The sequence below is a fragment of the Bacillus sp. Medicinal_06 genome (assembly GCF_056711665.1).
Window position 1 is genome coordinate 89,648 of record NZ_JBWYHD010000001.1, and the last position, 23,978, is coordinate 113,625.

Annotated in this window: 22 protein-coding genes and 2 pseudogenes; 4 read left to right on the forward strand and 20 right to left on the reverse strand. The window is 34.5% G+C overall.

Going from position 1 to position 23,978, the window contains the following annotated elements; genetic code table 11:
• Positions 1-55: 55 nt before the first annotated feature.
• The 12 genes and pseudogenes from ppsA to AC1M36_RS00530 form a co-directional block, all read right to left on the reverse strand.
• Complete coding sequence (gene ppsA, locus AC1M36_RS00475) at positions 56-2,671, reverse strand: phosphoenolpyruvate synthase (protein ID WP_336451194.1); 2,616 nt, start codon at positions 2,669-2,671, stop codon at positions 56-58.
• 755 nt (positions 2,672-3,426) lie between these two features.
• Positions 3,427-3,672 (reverse strand): hemolysin XhlA family protein, encoded by a 246-nt coding sequence (locus tag AC1M36_RS00480; protein WP_336451195.1) that lies wholly within the window; start codon positions 3,670-3,672, stop codon positions 3,427-3,429.
• Positions 3,673-3,936: 264 nt separating this feature from the next.
• Positions 3,937-4,326, reverse strand: a complete 390-nt coding sequence (locus AC1M36_RS00485; protein ID WP_336451196.1) for a ribosomal maturation YjgA family protein — start codon at positions 4,324-4,326, stop codon at positions 3,937-3,939.
• A gap of 242 nt (positions 4,327-4,568) precedes the next feature.
• Positions 4,569-5,012, reverse strand: coding sequence for a DUF6241 domain-containing protein (locus tag AC1M36_RS00490; RefSeq protein WP_336451404.1), 444 nt, complete (start codon positions 5,010-5,012; stop codon positions 4,569-4,571).
• A 189-nt stretch (positions 5,013-5,201) separates the two neighbouring features.
• Positions 5,202-5,813 (reverse strand): DUF4241 domain-containing protein, encoded by a 612-nt coding sequence (locus AC1M36_RS00495; RefSeq protein WP_336451197.1) that lies wholly within the window; start codon positions 5,811-5,813, stop codon positions 5,202-5,204.
• 138 nt (positions 5,814-5,951) lie between these two features.
• A pseudogene (locus AC1M36_RS00500) lies at positions 5,952-6,413 on the reverse strand (DUF2441 domain-containing protein); the annotation flags it as partial.
• Positions 6,356-6,649, reverse strand: a complete 294-nt coding sequence (locus AC1M36_RS00505; protein WP_420792331.1) for a hypothetical protein — start codon at positions 6,647-6,649, stop codon at positions 6,356-6,358. The gene AC1M36_RS00505 and the pseudogene AC1M36_RS00500, both read right to left, overlap by 58 nt.
• A gap of 50 nt (positions 6,650-6,699) precedes the next feature.
• Positions 6,700-7,128 (reverse strand): GNAT family N-acetyltransferase, encoded by a 429-nt coding sequence (locus AC1M36_RS00510; RefSeq protein WP_336451198.1) that lies wholly within the window; start codon positions 7,126-7,128, stop codon positions 6,700-6,702.
• A gap of 132 nt (positions 7,129-7,260) precedes the next feature.
• On the reverse strand, positions 7,261-8,040 hold the full coding sequence (locus AC1M36_RS00515) for a serine hydrolase (protein ID WP_479845494.1): 780 nt from the start codon (positions 8,038-8,040) through the stop codon (positions 7,261-7,263).
• Positions 8,041-8,132: 92 nt separating this feature from the next.
• The gene (locus AC1M36_RS00520; RefSeq protein WP_336451200.1) at positions 8,133-8,471 is read right to left on the reverse strand and encodes a DUF952 domain-containing protein; all 339 of its coding nucleotides are present in this window, start codon (positions 8,469-8,471) and stop codon (positions 8,133-8,135) included.
• A gap of 87 nt (positions 8,472-8,558) precedes the next feature.
• The gene (locus AC1M36_RS00525) at positions 8,559-10,655 is read right to left on the reverse strand and encodes a HelD family protein (protein ID WP_336451201.1); all 2,097 of its coding nucleotides are present in this window, start codon (positions 10,653-10,655) and stop codon (positions 8,559-8,561) included.
• Between the two features lie 189 nt (positions 10,656-10,844).
• Positions 10,845-12,092, reverse strand: a complete 1,248-nt coding sequence (locus AC1M36_RS00530; RefSeq protein ID WP_336451202.1) for a tetratricopeptide repeat protein — start codon at positions 12,090-12,092, stop codon at positions 10,845-10,847.
• Between the two features lie 288 nt (positions 12,093-12,380).
• On the opposite strand from AC1M36_RS00530, the gene AC1M36_RS00535 reads away from it, so the two are divergent.
• A complete protein-coding gene (locus AC1M36_RS00535; protein ID WP_336451203.1) occupies positions 12,381-13,583 on the forward strand; it encodes an MFS transporter in 1,203 nt (400 codons plus the stop codon).
• A 50-nt stretch (positions 13,584-13,633) separates the two neighbouring features.
• Here the strand turns inward: AC1M36_RS00535 and AC1M36_RS00540 are convergent, their stop codons facing one another.
• Genes AC1M36_RS00540 through AC1M36_RS00550 form a run of 3 tightly spaced genes read right to left on the reverse strand, consistent with a single transcriptional unit; the run spans position 13,634 to position 17,136 of the window.
• A complete protein-coding gene (locus tag AC1M36_RS00540; RefSeq protein WP_336451204.1) occupies positions 13,634-14,032 on the reverse strand; it encodes a gamma-glutamylcyclotransferase family protein in 399 nt (132 codons plus the stop codon).
• 22 nt (positions 14,033-14,054) lie between these two features.
• The gene (gene recQ / locus AC1M36_RS00545; RefSeq protein WP_336451205.1) at positions 14,055-16,172 is read right to left on the reverse strand and encodes a DNA helicase RecQ; all 2,118 of its coding nucleotides are present in this window, start codon (positions 16,170-16,172) and stop codon (positions 14,055-14,057) included.
• Between the two features lie 49 nt (positions 16,173-16,221).
• Positions 16,222-17,136, reverse strand: a complete 915-nt coding sequence (locus tag AC1M36_RS00550; protein ID WP_336451206.1) for a LysR family transcriptional regulator — start codon at positions 17,134-17,136, stop codon at positions 16,222-16,224.
• Positions 17,137-17,269: 133 nt separating this feature from the next.
• Here AC1M36_RS00550 and AC1M36_RS00555 point away from each other — a divergent pair, with 133 nt between their 5' ends.
• Together AC1M36_RS00555 and AC1M36_RS00560 are read left to right on the forward strand one after the other, a co-directional pair.
• Positions 17,270-18,535, forward strand: coding sequence for an APC family permease (locus AC1M36_RS00555; protein ID WP_431612984.1), 1,266 nt, complete (start codon positions 17,270-17,272; stop codon positions 18,533-18,535).
• An 885-nt stretch (positions 18,536-19,420) separates the two neighbouring features.
• The gene (locus AC1M36_RS00560) at positions 19,421-19,789 is read left to right on the forward strand and encodes a cytoplasmic protein (RefSeq protein WP_336451208.1); all 369 of its coding nucleotides are present in this window, start codon (positions 19,421-19,423) and stop codon (positions 19,787-19,789) included.
• A gap of 60 nt (positions 19,790-19,849) precedes the next feature.
• Here AC1M36_RS00560 and AC1M36_RS00565 read toward each other — a convergent pair whose 3' ends face one another.
• The 3 genes from AC1M36_RS00565 to ppaC form a co-directional block, all read right to left on the reverse strand.
• A complete protein-coding gene (locus AC1M36_RS00565) occupies positions 19,850-20,233 on the reverse strand; it encodes a hypothetical protein (RefSeq protein WP_336451209.1) in 384 nt (127 codons plus the stop codon).
• Positions 20,234-20,330: 97 nt separating this feature from the next.
• Positions 20,331-20,783 (reverse strand): DUF6884 domain-containing protein, encoded by a 453-nt coding sequence (locus AC1M36_RS00570; protein ID WP_336451210.1) that lies wholly within the window; start codon positions 20,781-20,783, stop codon positions 20,331-20,333.
• A gap of 390 nt (positions 20,784-21,173) precedes the next feature.
• Positions 21,174-22,106: a manganese-dependent inorganic pyrophosphatase gene (gene ppaC / locus AC1M36_RS00575; RefSeq protein WP_336451211.1), complete on the reverse strand. Its 933-nt coding sequence runs from the start codon at positions 22,104-22,106 to the stop codon at positions 21,174-21,176.
• A gap of 182 nt (positions 22,107-22,288) precedes the next feature.
• Between ppaC and AC1M36_RS00580 the strand changes: the two genes are divergently transcribed.
• Positions 22,289-23,095, forward strand: coding sequence for an alpha/beta fold hydrolase (locus tag AC1M36_RS00580; RefSeq protein WP_336451212.1), 807 nt, complete (start codon positions 22,289-22,291; stop codon positions 23,093-23,095).
• An 80-nt stretch (positions 23,096-23,175) separates the two neighbouring features.
• Here the strand turns inward: AC1M36_RS00580 and AC1M36_RS00585 are convergent.
• Positions 23,176-23,505, reverse strand: a pseudogene (locus AC1M36_RS00585) (lytic polysaccharide monooxygenase); the annotation flags it as partial.
• A gap of 76 nt (positions 23,506-23,581) precedes the next feature.
• Entirely contained in the window at positions 23,582-23,947 is a 366-nt protein-coding gene (locus tag AC1M36_RS00590) for a carboxymuconolactone decarboxylase family protein (RefSeq protein WP_336451213.1), read from the reverse strand.
• Between the last annotated feature and the right edge of the window lie 31 nt (positions 23,948-23,978).

Sequence of the window (23,978 nt, forward strand, 5' to 3'; positions counted from 1 at the left end):
TCTCCATGATTCTCCTAATTCACATTCTCTTCTTTTATGATTTAAATGTAAAGAATTATAGTATTTCTATATACCCTTCTGTTCCATTCACCCTGATCCTTTGTCCATCCTTAATCATCTTCGTAGCATTTTCCACACCGACAACTGCTGGTAAGCCATATTCACGTGCGATAACTGCTCCATGGGTCATCAGTCCACCAACTTCGGTAACTAGACCTTTTATGGATACAAATAATGGTGTCCAGCCAGGATCAGTAAAGGAGGTGACTAATATATCTCCATCTTCTAAATCAGCGTCTTCCATGTTTAAGATGACACGTGCTCTTCCCTCTATAACTCCGGAAGAAACAGGCAGACCTAAAATCGCTTCAGCTGGGAGATTTTCTCGTTTGTACTCACCCGCAATAATTTCACCATCAGACGTAATAACACGTGGGGGAGTTAGTTTTTCATATAATTTGTACTCGTCTTTTCGTTTGCTGATGATCTGGTAATCCAGTTTGTTTGTACGTACGACTTCGTGAAGTTCTTCAAAAGTGAGATAGTATATATCTTCTTTTTCATGAATAACGCTGGATTGTACGAGTTGTTCGGCTTCTTTCAGTAAAGCCTGCTTATAAACGAAGTAACGATTAATCATGCCGTATTTTGGATATTCACGATAACCGATGAAATTCCGTATTATGCTAATCATTCGTTTTGTCTCTTTGGCTTTTCGTTTACCATCCGGTAATTGCTTCAATCGATCTAATAACTCTTGTTCTTTTTTCAAAGCTTCCTGTCGCCCTTGCTCAAATTTCCGATTTCCAGAATTAGGCTCAAATTCTTTGATGTTATTGAGAATCATGTGGACAAGTGTAGTTGGTTTTTCACTCCAACGAGTTTTAGTAATATCGATTTCTCCGGCACATCGCATTCCGTATTTGTTGAGATAAGCATAGATAGCGTCTTGGATTTCCTTGCCACCATCAAACTTAACCAGTTCATCCAAAAAGTTATTATCTTTTACATGTTGTAAATAATCAATTACTTCTGGATAAGGACGAATCACATCTGCGACATCCAATAGCGCCAGACCCATTTCTGAAGTAATATTGTTTGGTGCAGATAAAGAAAGCGTGTCTGCTACGTTTTTTTCACCTAACCACTTGTTCATTTTTTCATTGATCCATGATGAAGCATCCATAGCAGCCATAATCACACCCAAACTTTGTGGGTCAAATAAAATCTTCTTTAATTTCTGGATATCTTCTAGAATAAAATCAAATAAATCTGATCCTGATTTCGTTTGGATGTTTTGTTTTAACTCTTCTATCGATGTTTGACTACTCTTAATTAAATCAGAAACGATTGTCAGATCGTTTTCGATTTGTGCTTGAAAACCTGAAGACGATATATCTTTATTGCTTTTACTAGGACTCGGTGCTTGCTTATCATCTGGTGACGATTTTATAAAATCTTCTCGCTCTATTATAGTCATGAGTGCGTCTTTTATGAGCGGATCGGATTGTCCCAAGGTATCTATTATCGTTTTTCTGCTGACAGGCGAAGCCAGATTATGCGTGATATCAACAAATAACCTTCCAGCAGCTTTAAACCTGGGTCCAAAAGATGTTAACTGGAATAAAGACATTCCCAATGGTTTCATGGGATCAGTCATCATTTGTTGATGACCAACAGATACATAGACGTGATTTTCTTGATCGTTCGCTTCAGGGATGGGGTATAAAGTAGTGATTGGACGACTCTGGACAATATAAAATGTATCATCAACCAAACTCCATTCGATATCTTGCGGACAGCCAAAATACGCTTCCAGCTTTCTACCGACCCTTTCAAGTTCTAACACTTGCTCATCTAAAAGTGTAGATATATTCTGCTGGTTCGGCTCAATCTCCTTTTTCTCCGTTCCGCCTTCTTTTCGTACATGTATAGCCAACTTTTTGGTAGAAATCGTCTTCTCCACAATACTACCTTCCCGCACTTTATAATTGTCCGCAGACACTAAGCCAGAGACAAGTGCCTCACCCAGTCCAAAGCTAGCATCGATCGACAGCACCTTTCGGTTTGAGGTAACTGGATCAGCGGTAAATAGTATTCCGGAAGCTTGCGAAAAAATCATCCTTTGAATAACAACAGACAGATAAACCTTTCGATGGTCAAATCCGTTTTGCATGCGATAAATCACTGCACGATCAGTAAATAGCGAAGCCCAGCACTTGCTAATATGTTGTAAAATTGCATCTTTTCCTTTGATGTTTAGATAGGTGTCCTGTTGACCAGCAAAGGAGGCGTGTGGTAAATCTTCAGCAGTTGCACTGGAACGAACTGCATAAGCATGTTCATTGCCAAACCGGGAGAGATAGTGAGCAACAGCTTTCACAACATCGGAAGGAATTTCTACTTCCAAAATGATTTTCCGAATCTCCCTACTGATTTCACCAATTTGATTTCGACCCTCTACTTTTAGCAGTGTTAGTTGATCCAACAATGCATGGAAGGCTTCATTTTTTTCGAGGGATTTTCTATAAGCTTTTGTCGTAACACAAAATCCTTCTGGCACTTGTATTCCATGAATCTTCGATAGTTCCCCTAAATTACCCCCTTTTCCTCCAACCACCATTTGTCTCGTTTTATCAATCTCCCGAAACTCTAGAACATATGATTCCATTTCTTTCCCTCCCATTTATCCCGCATTAATGGGCAGTAAGACCCCCACCTCAAGATTCAGAGAGAAACGAGGAAAATAAGTGGGGGGCAACTGCCCGTAAAGCCCGATTGGTGAAGGCTAATAATCAGTGGGGAATGAAGAACCCCCCCACTGATTAAAGTTTCACTTTATCGCTCAATACCAAAACGAATCATATGACAAAAATTGTTCATCTCATCAACTACTTACGTTTAAATATATCATCGAAGAAGCAACTTCATTTTATTAATACTAACAATTTAATAAATAAAAAACAGACTAAAAATGGTGAGTTAATAATGGTATAATTAAATTAGGGAAAAGGACAGTTACCGATTATTTATCGTCACTGTCCTTTTTGTAACAAATCATTCTTGAACTATCCTGCATCGTTAGTTGAAGAAGGAAACTAATGTGTTATAAATTCATAAAATATTCCGTAATCTTCCCCTCTTCTTTTTCAAGTAATTGTTTATTTTCTTCTTCTAAATTTTTTATTCTTTTTTTACATATTTTTAATCCATCTTACCCACTAGGCGACCATGATTGGTAAGCATACTAGAAAAAATAAGCTTACTTCACATTTATTGTGATATAAATTTATACATATATGCATCTCAAAAATAGTCAAACAAAAAAGGCTACTGCAGTTCTTCCAGCATAAATGCAGTTCACCTTCTTTGAAAAGTAAACAAGAGAGAAATCGTTCCTCTTTTCTGTAAAAATATTAATTTATATCATAACGTTGCTTTAATTATCAACCCTAATACCCCTGTTAAAACTGCCCCTATTATAATCCGCAAAATCCAAGTCGTATTCATATTAATTCTTTCTAATCGCTTATTAATGGTAGATATATCCTTTTTATTTATATTTACACGTGTTTCTAAAAGGCGAATATCTTTTGTCATTTCTTTTATGGTTACTTGTAAATCGTCAATTTCTTCATGCAAATCTCGAATCTCTTCATCTGAACTTTTCATGCCACCACATCCTTTAAATGAAAAATCTATCTCTATATAATATGAGACAAGTTTTTCAAGGTGAATGTGTATACCAATACATTTATAGTGAACTACCCACCACTTAGCTACCGCCTACCGAAAATTCATCCCCCACCTACTCGCTGGGCCACGCCCTTCTCGCTCCTTGAGGAAGGGGACTTCTCTTCGGAACATATGTTAAAATCCCTTTTCTACATCAGTGAAAAGGGATTTTAACATTTTGTTATTATACTGCTGTCACACTTATAATCTTTTTTGAAAAACGAATTCACAAAGCATACCAACACCAACCCCAATTGTATAAGCCAATAAATCACTCCACAAGAACCCATACCCTAATACAAGTCCCCCTAAAGTCGTTGCACGAATATTATCTATCCATTCCGCATGATATAATTGACTCATTTCAATCCCATAGCAAAATAGCAAACTCAATAAAGCAACCTTTTGGGTCCCCATTTTATGAAAAAGGAATCCAAATCCAATAAAAATCATGAGAGCCCATAATGCATCTCCTAAGTAATCATTCAATAAATCTGGTAAAGCGTATGCAAATTTTCTTGATACCAATCCTAAGATGATTACTGTTATAGTTAATACCGCATACAGTAGTCTATTTCGTTTATAATCCATTCTTAAATCCTCTCTTATCACCACAAACTTTTTACAAAACCCGTCTCTTGTGCAAGGTGTTGAAGAATATATGAAGATAGATGTCGCTGTAGTTCTGCAATGAACAAATGAAACTCATCTACAATAATAGATTCATACAACAACGCCATCCTTTCTGCGTATTTCTACAAAAGAATAACGCTTTCTATGAATGATGGTATAAAGTCATCTTAGATTGATAGTAATGTGACGCTACCCCTTTATTATTTTTCAGACTTCGCTTGTTCTAGAATGTATTCTTCTTCTTGCTCCGGTGTAGCTAATTCGTATGCTTTACCATTGCTAGTATTTTCCCATTCCCATAATAAATTATGCTCCTTAACCGCTTGAGAGAAATCCCCTTCATACCAACGGGTCAAAATCTTGAGGTACTGTTCTTTATGTTGTAATGTTCCACTATTACTTTCATCAATCATTCTTCGCACTTCTTCGATGTTTTCTGGAGTCATTTTGATAAATCCTTGCTTTTCCTGAGATAATACTTTTTGATGAGTCATTTTGTGCATTGTATTAATTATATGACGATCTGAATTGAGATCAAATGTTATCTTTTCTCCTTTAACTCTCTCAGTCTGCCTGTCTTCACTGTCTGAACCTACATACGTACCTACTTTGTAACCAATAAAAATACCAGTAACGATAGTAATAACTCAGATTGATATGATTTTAATCCACTTTTTCAAACCTCTTCTCCCCTTAAAAAAGAACTATATACCTACATTTATATTATGAGATTTATATAACGTATCATTTGCAATTATATTTTTTACTAGGTACATTTAAATCCCTCTGAGAAATCTAATTTATCTCATGAAAAAACAGCAATTCTTTCATTCTCAATCCTCGTTATATAACACATTAAAATCAGTAACAATTGAAACGATATTCCCTCTTTCATCAATCCCCCAATAAGAAGGATAAAAACCGTCACCATAACCGGAACGGAACATAATCACATTACTTCCTGTTTCCTCACAAACTACACAGTTTCCCCATTCATCATCATGTTCTGTTAGAATGTCGTCTATCAAATCATCATACAAGCTTATAAATTCGTCTCCTAATTCTTGGTGTAGCCTATCTTCTATTTCTTCTAATTTATCAATTGCTTTTACATCTGCAAAACATCCTAGTCCTGTATCGACTGGGTAACCAAAAATATATCCTTCCTCTAGTTCGCTTACATTCTGCCCTGGTTTTGTTGCCATCTTCCACTCAATCACCTTTGATTCCGCTAATTTCAATTCAGCGCCCGCAATTACGCCGTCGTTCCACCAAGCCACAACTGGATATGTACCGGGCTGAATTGTATGTTCGAAGTGATTTTTATGAAAAATAAGAGGGTCACAAGCAATGATTTTCCCCGAAGTAACTTTTAAGTTCTCTAATACTTCAGAACGTAAAACCTCACTATTCGGTTTGGATAATTCATGTAGTAGTTTTGACATAATATTTCTCTTCCTTCCGTTTTCTGATAAGTTTACATTTTATTTCAACCAAGTTTGAATATGAGGACCAAAATATTTACCAATTTTCTCAACTTCAGTTATTATACGACTGATCCCAATATACAATTTTCCTAGAATTTAAACTGAGAAATCATCAATAATTTCTATCACTTCAATTTTTCCGTTAATCAAAAGCTCAGGAAGCTCATTTTTCACATTACCCTTCCAATATTCTTTAGCTTGTTCAATTTTTCGAGAAAAAGGAGCACCATCTTCCTTTGGTAAAAGGTTTCCATCACCCTCAAAAGAATTCCCAATCACTCGAAGTTTAGCAATCTGAAAAACCTTCCGATTGTAAGAATCAAATAATTTTTTCCATTTCAAAGCATCTTCATAGCTTTTCGCAGCGTATAAGCAAGACAATCTTGAAGGATATTCAGGATATTCTTGTAATCTAACCATTTCTACTATCACTTCTCTAAGCGCCCTGATTGTTTGATCTACATATTTCATAGCTACTTCAGTATTTTCTTTATTCATGTTCAAGCCTTCATTTGTATCATGGCCTTGTAAAATCTGAAAAAAATCTTCACCACTTGATTGTTTAAAAGTAGCTTTTTTATAATTTTTCGAGCTCTTTTTCCATTAGAACCTTTAAGATCATACTCACTTTTCCCTATTTGAACACCTTTATGATTCCTTAAACGCCAGGTACACTCTACAGTTAAAAAGCCATCTTGAAACATAATAGTAAGAGGAGTATCTATTTCTAGATTTATTTCTTGAATACACTGATTAATTAATTCTGAGAAATAATTCTCACTTAAAATTTGCATATGGCTCTCCTTCTTTATTTACTTAACCCTATTACTAAAAATTGGTATTTTTAAATATCAATATCTATTCTTTTTTCGAAAAAGTGCTGACTATAACCTTTCGGATGATCTTCAACTACCCCAAACTCCCTGTAACCATGTTTCTTGTAAAATTCAGGGGCCTGAAAACTAAATGAGTCAAGCAGTATCAATCTACATCCTTTTTCTTTTGCAATTTCTTCTATTTTATTTAGCAGTTGACTACCATATCCTTCATGGCGTACTGACTCATCCACCCATAAAAAATCAATATGAAGATGATAAAAATACATCGTTCCTGTTATGCCGCCAAATATTTTGCCAGCATCGTCTTTTACTAGAAAGCTTACATGCTCTAATGGGCTTTTTACTTCATCTGGTAGTACAGACATATTGTATTGAATTACTTTATTTTTTATATACTCACTTTCGTTTGGTGTGTACTGTTCGGTAATTTTCATATAATAATACTTCCTTTCCTAATTAATGAAATAAGGACTAAAAGTCTCTTTTACTTAAGAAACTTTTAGTCCACATTATTTAATTGTCTTTATTTTTCTAGTCAAAAGACTAACAATAACAAATCCCTCTGCTTATATATGAACATATTTCATTTCTTTTCTAACACACTCTTTATACAGACACCTTAAAACTTCCATTATTTTAGAATCAACTTCTTGATTCTCATAGCGATTTGGTAGATCCATTCCGCCAACAACATAAAGCAATGGATTTTCATGAAATGTTCCTAGTATACCGATATTTATAACAGCAGTAGGCAATCCACCTGTCATATGCGCCAAGTGGTAATTTGGTATTCCCTCATAGTTTCCTTGTTGTCTCACCATTCCATTTATAATGGGTTCCCATAACACCGGATTCGATTCATATCCTTGGAATATACGAATTAAAAGTTTAAGAACTTGTTTTAATTTCCCAACGTTTTTCGCATCCCTTGGGTCTTTCGTAATATTAATCTTTGAAAAAGAACTTTGAATTCTCTTATTTACCGCTTCCCATCCCCCGCAAAATCCTACAACAGATTGTGCAATAAAATTGTCATGACATGCAATCATTACTTCCACAGCATTTCTGAGTGTTAATACTGTTCTTTTTTGTAGATGCGGATATATTTCTTTACTATTCTCTTTGTGACTAAATGCTATATTGTCGATCTCATCACTCCAGCAAATCTGGTTTTCTTCAACCATTTTAGCTACAGCAAATCCGATTACAATTTTTGCTGCCGACGCTAACGGAACCAATATATCATCATTATATAAAGTGACAATATTTTGGCTTTCTGCTGAATAAACAACTATACCTACCTGACTTGATTTTATCTCCTTTATTTTCTTGATTACTTCCTCCATTTGTACGCCTCTTCTCGATTTCGTTTTATCCCTTTCAGTATTTCGATAATACGAATCAAAAATCCTTTTATGAGGTTAACAAATGTATTCTATTATTTTCGTTCTAATTCTACCGGTAAAACATAGACGCCATTTTCTTTCTGAAGTTCTACTACTTTCACAACGGCATTAGCATTTACGGTTCCATATATGTGTGGATAGGTTTGTCCATTAGACGCCAATTCATATTTTATATCCGCAGCAACTAATGACGGATCAATAAAAAGTAATACCAACTCCATTTCCGTACGAAAATGCTTTTCTGCAACTTCAAGCGATTGTTCTAAAAAAGAACAGTGAATAACCCCTTCTTGCTGAAGTGACACTTCGATGATTTCTCCTTTTGTTTTTCCTACTTCCCATTCACTTTTTCTCATTACCTTAGTAATCATAATGATCCTCCTTTTTTCCCGTCTTTGTTATAGAAAAAACAAGAGGATTTTCCCGCTTACCACTTGAAAACCCTCTTTAAATATTCATTATTTACTTTCATAAAACTCTTTTGGTATTCCTTGAATTAAAGGCGAAGCCTCCCCAGAATAAAAAATTCGTAAATCATGGAGAGATCTTGTACATCCAACATATAATAACTTTGCATCATGCTTTGTACCTTTATAATGTACTTCATCAACATCGATAAGAAGAACTGCATCAAATTCTAATCCTTTTGCTAAATAAACTGGTACAACTGAAATACCGCCTTCATATTTACTTTGATTTGCTTCAATGACATTGACAGTTATTCCTACAGCAGTTAGCTTCTCATATATATCACGGCACTCATCATCTGTTCTTCCTATTACAGCGATCGTCTTCACATTTTCTCGTTGCATTTTTTGTAGTGTTTGTACAATCTCCGCAAATTGGTCGTCTGTAGAAATAATCTTTACTTTCTCACCGCTACGAAAAACAGGCGTTGCAAGCCCTACTGGAATGTCCGCGTTTTTAATGACTTCATTTGCAAACTCAATAATTTCTTTTGTAGAACGATAACTTCTTGTCAGTTCATAGTAACCCGTTTCTTGAAATACCTCTCTAAAGTCATTCCAGTCTTCAATTCCTTGATAATCATATATCGCTTGCGATAAATCCCCTAAAATCGTAAACGAGTTACCCATTGTAATTTCTTTTAATATATGAATTTGGAAGGGTGAAAAATCTTGCGCTTCATCTATTACAACATGGTGGAATTTTTGCCCGATTTCAATACCTGCCAATCGATGGTGAATATGAATAAGAGGCGCTAAATCTTCTACATACACTTCTTTTTTACGGCAATTTTTTTCTGTTTCTTGCACAAGTTCTTCAGGCAAAACATCTAATATTTCTTTTTGCTTCATGAGCGAACTGTAAAATGATAATGGGCTCATTTTTGGCCAAAATTTCATATAAGCATTTAATTTCTTCGTCGCTTCTTTTTTCAACTCTTTTTTCTTGTTCGTTCCTTCAAACTTTTTCAGTTCAATTTCAATCCAGCGTTTCATTCGTCCCATCAATCGCTCTCTGCGCTTTGCTAATGGGTAGTGCTTATATTCAACTTGTATCCATTTTTTGATTTCTTCTACTGTAATAACCGCTTTATCCCACGCTTCAAAATCTTTAACTGGTACTACATTCTTTTCAAATTGAACAACGCTTTCCTCAATAAATGCTTTAAATTTCATCGTTCCTTTTAATTTACCGAGCATAATTTTGTTTTCATCACGATTGATTGAAAAGGCTTGTTTCAACTTTTCTTCCGTATCTTTCAACTTCACCGCATCATCTAATGTACGCAGTGCCCAATCTTGAAATGTTGTTTGCCTAATATTTCCGACGCCAAGTTCAGGAAGTACACTAGAAATATAATCTAAAAACAAACTGTTTGGTGCAAATACAATCATTCGTTCCGCCTCTAACTGCTCACGATATTCGTAAATTAAAAAAGCAAGGCGATGTAAAGCGATTGTTGTTTTTCCGCTTCCTGCAACTCCTTGAATCAATAGTGGTAAATTCTTCTCTGCACGAATAATATCATTTTGTTCTGATTGTATCGTTGAAACGATATCTTTTAATTTATTATCTTTGTTCTCACCTAATCGATATAGAAGAAAATCATCTGCAAGTGATACATCTTCACTTCCTTTTACATATGTATCCACAACACGTTCTAGTTCCCTTTTACGAATGGCAATGTTTCGCTTTAAATGAACATCTCCTTCTACTAATCCATCTGGTGAATGATAAAAAGCCGGTTCTTCACCACCAGCAAATGAATAAAACATACTCGCAACAGGCGCACGCCAATCAATAACAATCGGTTTCATCGTTTCTTCATCTGAAACACCAACTTTACCGATATAAATCGGATTTGGCTCTAACTGTCCATCCTCTTGAAAATCTAGTCGTCCAAAGTATGGTTCTTGTACACCGACGCGTAAGTTTCTCCGACTTGATTCTCTCATACTTTCAAGAATTTGCTCTTTAAAATCATCCCCATAATAAACTGGAACCTTTTCTAGTCTGTCCAATTGCTCATCCATTGTAGATAAGGTCTCTTTCATCCGCTGTAATTCTTCTTCAAATATGTTGCTCATTATGATGATTCCCTCCTGTCCGTTCTAAATTTTCAGTCGAGATACAATTGTATAAAAAATCCATTCACAAAGTCAATAGTTTAATTGAGAATTTTCTAAAATATAAAAAAGACAGGAACTCCTCCCTGTCTTTTTTTATTCATTATCTTTAGTATATAAATACTTGCTTAACCATAGAAAGATACTGTTTTATATAGTTATTAAATAGCTCTTATGCTCTTCATCTAATAGATCCTCTTTTTCCCATGTTTCGAGATATTTTCTAAACACTGGCTGTAGATCATGATTTAATTCCTTTGCGATATTAAACCCATTTATCCCTGCTGATATATTCGTAGAATCTAATTTTAGTGTTTGAAGAAACTCATGAAGCGACTCTTCTTTCCTTCCTACCAAGTTGAAGCAATACCCTAACATGAAGTGTGTAAAAGTCACTCTTGGTAAACCAACTTCTTTAGCTTTTTCAAACATTGAAAGTGCTTTTTCTGGCTTATTCATTTTCAAATAAAATTCGGCCATTTCATGATAAGATATACTCCAATTAGGATCCGTGGCTATTAAGTCATATCCAGCACGTTCTGCTTGATTATAGTTTTTCGATAAATAAATATGTTCCTTCAGTTCTGATTCATAGCAGGTTTTAATAGCATCTAATTTTCGGTATTCCTCTAAATCATTAGTGGCTTGAGCAAAATTAGCATAATATAGCGCTTTTTGCATCTCTTCTCTTGTTTCATTTTTCTCTTTCTTTTCAGCTGGTATCATTGCAAATGCACGGTGAAAAGAAGAGATTGCAATATGTTCACTAAAGTTATTTCCTTCTTTCATTTTTCTGCGGGAACTTACCCCTTGGTCTATATACCATCGAAAGAGCTCATTTCCTACTCTTTTTTGTTTTAATTCCCATACTATTGCTTGAGTAGCTATTTTTAATCTTAAAGTTTCTGGAAAGCGGTTTCTCTCTAACAACTCTTTCATTTTATTAAATTCTAATTCATAAGACATTTCATCTAAGCGGTTTTTCAAAAGAAAGCTTAAATAATAATAACGAAGTTTTTCTTGAGCTGAAAATTGCTCTGGATTAATTAGTTGGAGAATATGTGAAGTATATTCATAACGCGATATTGATAAAAGGCTGTGGGCAAGGTTCAATTTTTCTAATGGAGATAATTCTTTAATAACTGATAAACGACTTTGTAGCTGTTGAATAGGCCCTTCCGAAACATAATCTAATTTCAATACGTTTTCTATTGGAATCTTTGTAATCTCAGATACTTCAAATAAAATAGATGGCTCTAGTATTTGCCCTAACGTGTATGATGAATCATCAAGTGCATGAAACTTGAAAGAACGACAAACAGTCTTTGACCAAATATTAGAATTCTCATCCGTTTCCTTTAGGTGTATGATTGCTGATAAAAATGCGTTCTCACCCATATCCATTGTACCTCCTTCAAATAAAACGATAAGTTTTTTGATATATTTTATTAGAGATATGTATATATTATAATTTTAATAAACTTATTTAGGGAGAAAATAGTGAACCCCTATAATGCGATTCACTATTTTCAAAGTGTTATTAGTTAAATAGTCCAGATAACATGTTGATTTTTTTGCTTGAGAATTTCACCATATTTCTCACCTCCTCAAAACTTATAGTTATGTTATACTATAGCAAGTGTATAAAATTCAATATTTTCAGAAAAATAAAAAGGGGGAAATATATTGAGAAAAAAATTATGGACAAAAAGTTTTATCTTTCTTTCTCTTAGTAATTTTTTTACCTTTGTAAGTTTTTATATGCTACTTCCCACATTACCTGTATTTTTATTAGAGGTTTTGAAGGGAAAAGAAGAACAAATTGGACTCATTATTGGATTTTTTACATCGGCACAAATATTTTCTCGTCCTTTATCTGGTAAATGGCTAGATGAATTTGGACGAAAAAAAGTTTTTTTAATTGGAAGACTTTTGTTTTTCTTCTTGATGTTTTTTTATTTAAAAATTATGGGACTCATTTTGTTTCTTCTACTTCGCTTTATACATGGCTTTAGCTTCGGGGTTGCATCTACTGCAGCAGGCACTATTATCGCAGATATCATACCAGAGGAAAGACGCGCGGAAGGAATCGGATATTACAGCGGATTTACTAGTCTAGCTTTAGTCATAGGACCTTCTATCGGATTATTAATAATGAATAAATACGACTATAACATACTATTTATATCTTGTTTCATATTAGCTGGAATTAGTGTGATTTTAGGTTATCTTGTAGAATTTAAAGATTCGCCAAAGTCTAACAAAACACTTGATAACAGAACATTCGTTGAAAAATATATTGAACCTAAAGCAATCCCAATTTCTATCATTTCCATATTATTAGTAGCTGTTTATGGAGGCATCGTTTCCTTTATTTCTTTATATGCTATGGAATTAGGTGTAGTATCTGCAGCAGGCTATTTTTTCTCCGTTTATTCAATCGCACTTTTAATTTCTAGACCAATAACGGGTAAAATATCTGATCGATTTGGTCCTAATTATGTTATTTATCCTGGCATGATTACTTGTATTATTGGAATCATTCTACTTAGTCAAGCACACTCTACCATATCATTTTTAATATCTGCGCTCATGATTGGAATAGGATTAGGTTCCCTTCAGCCTACTTTAAATGCTATGGTCATTCAATCTGTTTCTCCAGAACGAAGAGGTGCAGCAACTGCTACATATTTTATGTCTGTTGATATCGGTATTGCACTAGGAGCATTTATCCTTGGCGTTATTGCAAAGTTTGTAGGATACAATGGTGCCTTTTTATCTTCAGCATTCTTTGTTGGCTTCAGCTTACTTTTTTATTATCTCTATCAAATGAAGCAATCAAAAAAATTAAGCAACTCTACTAATGAAATAACAAAAACATCTTTATAACAATAAAAAACGTTCATTCCTTTTGAACGTTTTTTATTGTTGAGAAAATATTATATTTTATTTTGATTGGATAATTTCAAGTAATCCAACCAATCACCTGAAATTATAGGCTCCAGTAACATATGCTCGCTATAGGCAATATATACATACGCTGTAATCGTTTTATCGCCTAAATAAACTGGTTGAGTTATCCTGTTATATAAATCTTTTTCAGGATTATCTGTATATTCTTCTAACTCATCTAATTTTTCTAAAACCATATCACTTACCTCATAAACTTCTCCGTATACTTTTTCACCTTTTGAGAGAATCATTGCCGGATAACCTTCATTTGTATCAAAAAGTCTCCCATAAGTCCATGCTTCTTCAGCTATACATGTTGCCTCATGTAAATAATGAGCATTTGCCTGTTGTTTTCTTAATGTGCCGTAAACAAATACATACTGCATTTCCCTATCCCCCTCGTTCTCTTTATTTTCTCATTTGTAAATATGCACGAATCATAAAGTAACTTACTTCAGCTGGAAGTTGTTCTTTAATCGACTTTAATCCACCTTCTGCATGTTGTATTGCTGTTTCAATAAGAGATTCATATTCTGCCGGTACAAAACTTGACCAATCCACTTCCATTCGTTCCTCAAAACAACGAATTAAATGATTTTCAACCGTTTGACGTGATAAACCTCGTTCTTTTGCAATCGTACTTAACTCAGTTCCTTGTTTATACATTTCATACGTTTCTAAGTGAGAATTGGTTGATGCTTTTCCAGATTTTTTGCGTTCCGTAACAACTTCTGTTTTAATCGTATCAGCGTAATCAGGGTTTTGTTCAATAAAATGAATGACTGCCTGTAAAAAGTGAGAACCGTACTTCGCAAGTTTATGTTCCCCAATCCCTTTTACTTGTAAAAGTTCCGCATCACTTTGTGGCATTTTCGCACACATATCTTTTAAAGTTTGATCAGAAAAAATAACAAACGGTGGTACGCCTTCTCCTTGTGCGATTTCTTTCCGCACTTCACGAAGTATTTCAAACAGTGGATGATCTTGTACAATTTGTCTTGTTTCCACTCTTTCTTTACGTAACACATTTTCATTTCCAAGTAATACTTCTTTCCCTTTTGCCGTTACTTTTAAGGTTGGATACGTCCCGTGTTCCACCGCAATTAACTCTTCTGAAATTAAAAACTCAATAAACTCACTTACCTCTTTTACACTACGATTCGATAAAAGGCCGTAAGTTGGTAATGTATGAAAATTAAATTCAATCACTTTTTTATTTTTTGATCCGGTCAACACTTGCGCAATCATTTGCTTTCCAAATCGCTGGTTTGTTCGAATCATACACGATAAGACCATTTGTGATTCTCGCGTAACGTCGACGCTTTCACGTTCATCAATGCAATTCCCGCAGCGCCCACAATCTTCTTTCGGTTTTTCTCCAAAGTACTCTAGAATAAATGATTGTAAACATTGTTCTGTATGACAGTAATCTGTCATATGTTGTAGTTTTTCCAGTTCATTTGAGAAACGTGATTCCCCGGTAGACTGATCAATTAAAAAGCGCTGCACTTGTACATCCTGAGAAGAATATAACAAAATACACTCACTATCTAGTCCGTCACGTCCTGCACGTCCTGCTTCTTGATAATAACTCTCCATGTTTTTTGGAAGTTGATAATGAATCACGTACCGTATGTTTGACTTATCGATTCCCATACCAAATGCAGACGTCGCTACCATAACGCTCACTTCATCACGTAAAAATCGCTCTTGCTGTTCATTGCGATCATGATCACTCATTCCTGCATGATAACGTGCAACTGAAACGTCTGCTTTATATAAATCTTCATACAATTGATCCACAACTTTTCTTGTCGCTGCATAAATAATTCCAGATTCCTTTTTATTTTGACGGATATAATCTGCTAAATATGCATTTCGGTCCTGTCCCTTAATCACTGAAAATGATAGGTTTTCCCGTTCAAACGTTGTCATAATTGTATTCTTTTGATCGATTTCTAGCGCACGACAAATATCTTCACGCACTTGCGGTGTTGCAGTTGCCGTTAACGCAAGTACAAGCGGTTTTTCTGGGAGATAATCTAATATGCGGTGTATATGTAAATAACTCGGGCGGAAATCATGTCCCCATTGTGAAATACAGTGTGCTTCATCAATTGCAATCATCGGTATTTTCATATCAATTAATTGATCTACAAATTCCATTGAATCAAGGCGCTCTGGCGCCACATATAAGAGCTTATAATGACCTTGTTTCGCCAATTGGATTCGTTGATTTGCTTCTGTTATTGAAATAGAACTATTAATATATGTAGCTGAGATTCCGTTTTGTACTAACGTATCTACTTGGTCCTTCATAAGGGAAATGAGCGGCGATATAACTAATGTTGTTCCCTCAAATACTAATGCCGGAATTTGATAACAAATCGATTTACCACCGCCTGTTGGCATAATACAAACGGTATCTTTTCCATCCAATACATTTTTAATTGTCTCATCTTGTCCTCTGCGGAATGATGAATAACCAAAATAGGACGCTAAAAGTTCTTGTGCTTTTGTAAACAAAAAAGATTCACCTGCTTTTCTTAGTCTTTCGTCTACTAGTATTATATCATTACTTAAAAGTCATTGTACTCTCTACTTGTCTCCATACCTTCGCATGCTTACGTATAATCGTTAAAAACTCATGCAGGGCTGGAGAAAACCATTTGTTTTTATGATACGCAAGTTGCGTTGCAAACCTTGTTTCATTTGAAATAACAGCGTGCAATCTCTTATCTTTCCATTCTTGCTGGACCGTAATAATTGGTAATAAAGAAATTCCTAATCCACACATTACACATTGTTTTATCGCCTCAATACTCCAAAATTCAAATGTACTTTCATGTTGGATACCTTGTTTTTGTAAATAATGTTCAAAAAATGCTCGGTAACTACAATCACGTTCTGTATACAAAAAAGTTTCCTCTTGAGAAAATTGGACATTTTGCGAATCTGTTTGTCTCACAGTGTAATCTTTTGGAAAAACAAACGCCATTTGCTCCATGACAAGTTGCTCAATATGTAAATCCTCTTCATGGCGCTCGGTGTCTAAGAGGAAAGCAATATCTATATTTCCACTCTTTAAATCATTTCGCAATTCCCAACACGTTGAAGCTTTTAATGTGATTTTTACTTTTGGATACTTTTTTTTATATTCATGAAGAATAGAGGGCAGTCGGTAAATTGTTAATGATTCTGGAGCACCAATTACAATTTTTCCAGTAATCTCATTATCCGCGCTTGGAATTTGTTTTGCTTTCTCAGACAAAGCAATCATTTCATTTGCATAAGGTAGTAAATGCTTTCCTACATCTGTTAACACCATTTTTTTCCCTAACCGATTGAATACAGGCTGTCCCATTTCTTGTTCAATTGCTTGAATATGCCCTGTTACAGTAGATTGTGCATAGCCTAAATAGTCAGCTGCTCTCGTATATCCTCCTAACTCCACAATCGTTTTAAAAGTTTTCAAATGTCGAATCTCCACTTCAATCTCCCCATTCTAACATCATGATTTCCGATCATTAACTTCATATATATCTATTTTACTGATAGATATACTCCAATTACAATAAAAGCAACGCAATATTTTAACTTTTCAAAAGGAGATGTATATAAATATGAGAAAGAAAAAATTAGGGGCTGTACTTCTCAGTGGTTTAATTATTGGTCCAATTTTAGGATCAGGAATCATTTTACTCCCTCCACTTATTTACAAAACAACTGGAGATTATGCCATTATTGCTTGGCTACTTATTATGGGAGTTGGATTTCTATTTGCATCATTATTTGGTAAGTTAAGCATTTACTTCCCTAGTGAATCTGGAGTTGCACATGCAGTAGATCAAGCTTTCGGACCTTCTATGAAACAATTAACTTCTATTTTCTTTATCATCGCTGGTTGTCTAGGACCTACTGCTGTTCTTATGACGGCCAGTCAATATATCGCTGCTTTATTTCCACACTTTAATGTTCCGTTAGAGGGAATTGGTTTTCTTTTAATGAGCCTTTGTGTATTGATTTTAGTATTAGATATATCATCTATCGGAAAAATATCATTTGTATTTTCAACAGTTGCAACCGTTCTTTTACTAAGCGGAGGAATCAGTTCTATTCCTCATTTCCGATCAGAACAGCTATTTCAAACACCTTTTTCTTTTGGAGATTTTGGATATAGTATTTTATTGCTCTTTTGGGCTTTGGTAGGTTGGGAGATTATTGGGAATTACAGTATGGATGTCAAAAATCGAAAGAAAACGATTCCACAAGCAATTGCGATAAGTACACTTACTGTAACGATTGTTTGTCTTGTCGTAGCAGGCGCCACACAATGGATTGAAATTCCCAGTTCAAATCAAGAAGACTTACGAATAACAGCCATATTAGCTACTTTATTCGGAGAGTTTGCTATTCCTCTTATTGCCTTTATTACTACTGTACTTTGCATGAGTACATATTTATTGGTTGTTGGCGGTGTCTCACGGCTCATCGCTTCTGAGGCAAAATATATAAAAAAATTATCTAAACTTTCCTATCGTACAAAATCGAATGTACCAATCATTTCTTTACTGTTATTAATAAGTATACATACTACTGTATTCATCTGCCTATATAACCATCTCATTACAGTTGAACAAATCGTAGCCATTGCAAATGCTTTCTTTATCTGTAATGCCATATGTGGAATCTTTGCAGCATATAAATTATTACCAGGTCTCTTTAACAAAGTTCTTTCTTTAAGTTTAATTGTCTGTTTCTTAATCATTCTGTCTTTCTCTTCTATCTGGATTTTAATGAGTATTGGAATACTAGTTTCTTTTTATGGATTACAGTATTTCAAAAACAGATCAAATCCTTATGAAAAGGAAATTTCAATAAAACAATAAAAAATCATTAAAAACGATTCATCACACAACTTACACATTCATTTTCATAATATATACGCATCAAATTAAGGGAGGTTTATTTATGAAATGTAACAATAATCTAATTGATTTTCGTACTTCAAATAAACAACTCAAAGTTTCTAATCTTGATGCTTGGAAAAATGAATCTATTTATAAATATCGGCCTTTATTTTCATACAAAAAGCTTATTAGCATCTTTTTTAAAGAAACAAAACATTGATATTTTTCATACAAAGTTTCTCAACATGTAACCTATAGACTTCATTCATCGTAATTGGTAGCATGTAAGTAAACTGTTGAACTAAAACCCCTTTTTACGACCTGCTTTATACTTGTAGGTCTTTTTTTATTTTTTCATCCAATAAATATGTAGTACAAAACACCAAAATAAAGAAACATGATATGAATCAAGCAAATTCACATCACAGTTTTATTTTTTCTCAATACACAAAATGAATTTCATTTGTTACGATAAAAGTACTCCAGATGGGTTATTCTCATCAACATTATCTAGTTAAAGGGACCTGCCGCGGGAAGTAGGTCTCTTTGACTTTGTTTAAAAGATTTCTTACAAGCCCTCCATTCATTTGGACACATTTACCAGGTTCCTTTCCAAGAAATTCATGTTAAGATTATTTTGTCGATTCCGATATTCTCGACTATACCCTTACGAATCCCTGTAACTTCCCTTACAGGGATTCATTTCTTTTATATTCACTTTAAACATCTACTTCAACTAAATTTTCTATAATTTACTTAAGAATATTCTCCGTAAACTTTTACCAGTCAGCTTATCTCTTTACATTTAACATGTATCAAGATATTTTATTAATATCTTTGTTTACATTTGTAGGAGGAAACGTATTGATTAATGCACTAGGTCTCGCTTTTATTCTGTCTAATAAGCCTGAAAAGAAGAAAAAAGTTTATCTTAATGATAGATTTGCACTAATAGACATTATTGAATCTAAAGATGTATATGATTCTGAAGGTAACCCACTAGTAGAGCTAACATGTAAATATAGTATTTATTTGGATGAAAAATACTATTGTAAATCTCTCGAAGACTACACTGGACAAGTATTTCCTTTCCTAAGTGCAAAAGTTGGAAAAGGTCTTATTAGAAATTTAAATTATCATTTTTCATATGTTGATGTATACGATAAAAAACCACCAGTTAAAGAAATAAGAAGCCGTATGGAACAAGTAATAAATTATACATGTTCTAAATGAAGGTTCTCTATCAAAAAAAGGGGGGATTTCTACAACCTCCCTTTTTTCATGAACGAATGATTAATTTTCATCTCGATATGTTAATTCGGTTAAAAATTTTTCTAGTGAATCGCTATGTAAAAGTGGCTCCCACGCATCCATGCCATGTTCAGCTGTATACACTGGAAAATGAACATCTTTTACATCAACAAAAAATGGATCACCCATTAATTCCTCATATCCAATAACAAACCAGCTATCTTTCCAATCTCCTTTTTCGTTTCCAATAAGAGATTCATTCTCTAATCCTCCTACACGGTAACCTAGTTGTCCTTCCTCAAACTCATCTCTAGAAAATATATAAACAGGCACCATTTCATCAGTAATATCTAAAATTTCTACCTCATGAGTTTTTAACCGCTCAAGCATACATAGTAATTTATCAATTTCATTTTTGTAGGACATTTTACTATCTCCTCATCTAAGTTTTCGTCTTATAAGCCTATATTTCTAACAATACACAACACGTTGATGTACACTATAAATCAAATCCTTTTAACTTTTACTGAATCTCGTTATGATTTTCAACCGCACACTTCAACTTCTGCAACATATATCCAATCCCTTTACATCCTTCTAGCGGATAGGAAATCATTTCTTCTGGATATAACTTTGTCACTACTTTTTTATGCTTCTTTCCTGCAAGCAAAACAATTTCATCAAATTCTAGCAGTCCTTTATCAATCATCTGCTTTTTTAATTGTTCTATACGAATAATCTCATCGCTTTTTGAATCAAAAGCAAGGTCATAGTTTTCTTTCACTATATCAGTCGGTCGTAAAAAGCCATGCTTTGCGGATAAAATAACCCAGTTCTCAAAAAACTCAGAAGCATACGCTTGGCACGCTTTTCCAAACGGACTAATGTATACATCTTTCGCTTCTATCGGCCCTTTATCAGGATACTTATCCCATACCTTCTTTTTTCCGCATGGAATTATACATAGCCTTTTCATTGTTATATTCTTACCTCTTTTCTCCCTCAATCCCATATAAAGTGAAACTTTAATCAGTGGGGGTTTTCCTCATCCCCCACTGATTATCAGCCTTCACCAATCGGGCCTTTACGGGCAGTTTATCTCCCACCTAACTTCTTTTCTCCCGCCGAATTTTAAGGTGGGAGTATTACTGCCCTAAAGTAGCGGGATAATCTATCCATAATGAAATCATAGCATGTTTTCATTCATAGATAAAAAGATGAGATATTTCTTTTCCCCTATCCAATTTCTATTTTTCCTAAATGAAACATGAGAATAACAGACCTTAATATCCGAAATTGTATGTTTCCTAAACACAAAAAAAGAACAAGCAGACTATATATCTGCTTGTTCCATCCAAAGTTACTCTTATAGAGCTTGGAACGTTTCTGTTAATACAGGAACGATTTGTTTTTTACGAGATACAACACCTTTTAATGTAGCAGTGTTGTTTTCTAGTGATACATTGTAAGCTTTCTCAACAGCTTGTGCTGATTTACCGATCGCAAGACCAACAGAATCGTTCGTTAAGATATCAGTTACAACGAATAAGAATAGGTCTAAACCTTTTTCTTCTACTACTGTAGAAATTACTTTTTCTAATTCCGCTTGGTGTACAAGAACGTCGTTTGTATCAACAGCGTTTACTTGTGCGATTTCAACTTTCGCATCGCCCATTTGGAATTCTTTTGCGTCAAGGGAGATTAATTGCTCCATTGTTTTACCGCTTAAATCTGCACCAGCTTTTAACATTTCTAAGCCATAGCTTTCTGCGTCAACGCCAGCGATTTCCGCTAATTCACGAGCTGCAGCTACGTCTTGTTCTGTACAAGTTGGAGATTTAAATAATAAAGAATCTGAGATAATTGCAGATAACATTAAACCTGCAACTTCTTTACGAATTGCAACGCCATTTTCTTTGTACATTTTGTTTAAGATTGTAGCTGTACAACCAACTGGCTCACAACGGTAGTATAAAGGATCGCTTGTCTCAAAGTTAGCAATACGGTGATGATCGATAACTTCTAACACACGAACAGATTCGATATCGTTAGCACTTTGTTGACGTTCGTTATGGTCAACTAAAATAACGTTTTCCACTTCATTTGCTACTGTCTCAACAAAACGCGGTCCTTCTACTTTGAAATGATCTAACGCAAATTGAGTTTCACCGCTGATTTCACCTAAACGTACAGGCTCAGCATTCATTCCTAATTCTTTTTTCAGCTCTGCATAAGCAATTGCAGAACAAATTGCATCTGTATCTGGGTTTTTATGCCCGAAAACTAGTACTTTTTCCATGATTTCCACCTCTTCATGAAAAGGATATCTTAAAGAAGCAAATATGACAATATTTTAAACACATTTTTTATAAATAAAATCAAGTTTTTATCATATTTACAAAAAAAACATCTCTCTTCTCTTATATAAGAGGAAAAAAGTTTGAAAAAGCGAATAAAATCATGAAAAGGAGGTTTATTATTATGCCTATTATAAAGCTTGAAAATGGTGTGGAATTATACTATGAAGAGCAAGGAAAAGGTACGCCTGTTCTTTTTATTCACGGTGTTTGGATGAGCAGCCGTTTTTTTCATAAACAAATCCCCTATTTTAGTGAAAAATATCGTGCGATTTCAATTGATTTACGAAGTCACGGGCGCTCTCCTCATATTGAAACTGGGCACACGATTGCAAACTATGCCCAAGATGTACATGATTTTATAGAAAGTTTATCTTTAAAAGATGTTATCTTAGTCGGTTGGTCAATGGGGGCATTTGTTATATGGGAATATATAAAGCAATTTGGAGAGGAAAATATTAAAGCTTCTGTTATTGTAGATGAACTTGCATCAGATTTTAAATGGCCCGACTTTCCCATCGGTGCCTTTGATTTTCCAACGCTTATACATTTCATGAGAGAAATTCAAACAAATCAAACTGAATTTCTAAAGGGATTTATTCCTCTCATGTTTAAAAACTCTCTTTCTACAGAAGATGAAACTTGGATGCTTGAAGAAGTAACAAAAGTTCCAGCATCTATTGCGAGCGCTATTTTGTTTGATCAATCTGTTGTTGATTACCGTGAAGAATTAAAGGCAATTACAAAACCAACTTTACTTTGCTTTGGCAGAGAAGAAAAATTAATTCCGGTGGCTGCGGGGGAACACCTATATAAGCATATTCCTAATTCCGAACTTATTATTTTTGAAAATAGCTGTCATTGCCCATTTTTAGAAGAAACAGAGCGTTTTAATAATATACTAGACTCTTTTATTCAATCTATTTCATAGCTTTTCATTTCTATTAACATAAAAAATAAAGGTCAACCTATACTAGGAATGACCTTTATTCAACTTATTTACTGTTGTCCTCAGAATAGACGCGAAGGAGGTAAATCTAAATATGAATATTGATGCGTCGCATCAGTTACGCCATGATTTACAAGATTCACATCTATAACTTGATAAAAAGCATTCCCTGTATCAGCAATTTCCCATACAGCTAAAATGAGTTGATAACCACTGCGATCAACCGGTACATTCGCTTCATGAGTAACAGTTGTTCCTGGTCTCACACCGCCATCATTTTTTACATAAAACGGTACTAAATCCAAATCAGCACGAGTTAATGGTTTATTGGGGTTCCAATCTTTTTTCGTAATATAATATTTCCATTCTTTCGTACTGTGTGGTGCAGTTAATTAGCTCTCACCAATCGGTTTTTTATAGGCAGTTAATGTGGGATAAAAAACCCCTCTTTAATTAAGAGGGGGGGACTTAATGTTTCTGATTTCTTAATTCTGTCATACATTCCTGCACTAAAGTTACCGCCTGACTCATTGCAGCTCCACCTGCAAATGCTGCCGAAACACCACAAGCTTCTAAAATTTCTTTATCGGAGCAGCCCTCATCAAGGCAACCCTTTGTATGATAAACTGTACAGTATTCATCTTGTGTTGCTAGACTAATTCCTAATGCAATGAGCTGCTTTTCACGTTTCGTTAATGCACCTTCTTGAAAACAGGCTTGTGTAAAAGCGTTATATGTTTCTGCAATTTCTGGAATTTGTTTTGTAAAATTACCAATTCCTTCTTTATAATGACGCAATACATCATTTGTAGAACCATGCTGTTGATATTCCATTATATATCTCCTCCATCTGCTCAAATCAATA

Excerpts from the sequence above, each read along its gene's own strand:
- ppsA (WP_336451194.1), bottom strand. The coding sequence starts at position 2,671 with ATGGAATCATATGTTCTAGAGTTTCGGGAGATTGATAAAACGAGACAA.
- AC1M36_RS00565 (WP_336451209.1), bottom strand. The coding sequence starts at position 20,233 with ATGTCCTACAAAAATGAAATTGATAAATTACTATGTATGCTTGAGCGG.
- AC1M36_RS00580 (WP_336451212.1), top strand. The coding sequence starts at position 22,289 with ATGCCTATTATAAAGCTTGAAAATGGTGTGGAATTATACTATGAAGAG.
- ppaC (WP_336451211.1), bottom strand. The coding sequence starts at position 22,106 with ATGGAAAAAGTACTAGTTTTCGGGCATAAAAACCCAGATACAGATGCA.
- AC1M36_RS00510 (WP_336451198.1), bottom strand. The coding sequence starts at position 7,128 with ATGAAAATTACCGAACAGTACACACCAAACGAAAGTGAGTATATAAAA.
- AC1M36_RS00520 (WP_336451200.1), bottom strand. The coding sequence starts at position 8,471 with ATGATTACTAAGGTAATGAGAAAAAGTGAATGGGAAGTAGGAAAAACA.
- AC1M36_RS00495 (WP_336451197.1), bottom strand. The coding sequence starts at position 5,813 with ATGTCAAAACTACTACATGAATTATCCAAACCGAATAGTGAGGTTTTA.
- AC1M36_RS00480 (WP_336451195.1), bottom strand. The coding sequence starts at position 3,672 with ATGAAAAGTTCAGATGAAGAGATTCGAGATTTGCATGAAGAAATTGAC.
- AC1M36_RS00540 (WP_336451204.1), bottom strand. The coding sequence starts at position 14,032 with ATGCAGTATGTATTTGTTTACGGCACATTAAGAAAACAACAGGCAAAT.
- AC1M36_RS00555 (WP_431612984.1), top strand. The coding sequence starts at position 17,270 with ATGAGAAAGAAAAAATTAGGGGCTGTACTTCTCAGTGGTTTAATTATT.
- AC1M36_RS00590 (WP_336451213.1), bottom strand. The coding sequence starts at position 23,947 with ATGGAATATCAACAGCATGGTTCTACAAATGATGTATTGCGTCATTAT.
- AC1M36_RS00515 (WP_479845494.1), bottom strand. The coding sequence starts at position 8,040 with ATGGAGGAAGTAATCAAGAAAATAAAGGAGATAAAATCAAGTCAGGTA.
- AC1M36_RS00525 (WP_336451201.1), bottom strand. The coding sequence starts at position 10,655 with ATGAGCAACATATTTGAAGAAGAATTACAGCGGATGAAAGAGACCTTA.
- AC1M36_RS00570 (WP_336451210.1), bottom strand. The coding sequence starts at position 20,783 with ATGAAAAGGCTATGTATAATTCCATGCGGAAAAAAGAAGGTATGGGAT.
- AC1M36_RS00485 (WP_336451196.1), bottom strand. The coding sequence starts at position 4,326 with ATGGATTATAAACGAAATAGACTACTGTATGCGGTATTAACTATAACA.
- AC1M36_RS00530 (WP_336451202.1), bottom strand. The coding sequence starts at position 12,092 with ATGGGTGAGAACGCATTTTTATCAGCAATCATACACCTAAAGGAAACG.
- AC1M36_RS00505 (WP_420792331.1), bottom strand. The coding sequence starts at position 6,649 with ATGCAAATTTTAAGTGAGAATTATTTCTCAGAATTAATTAATCAGTGT.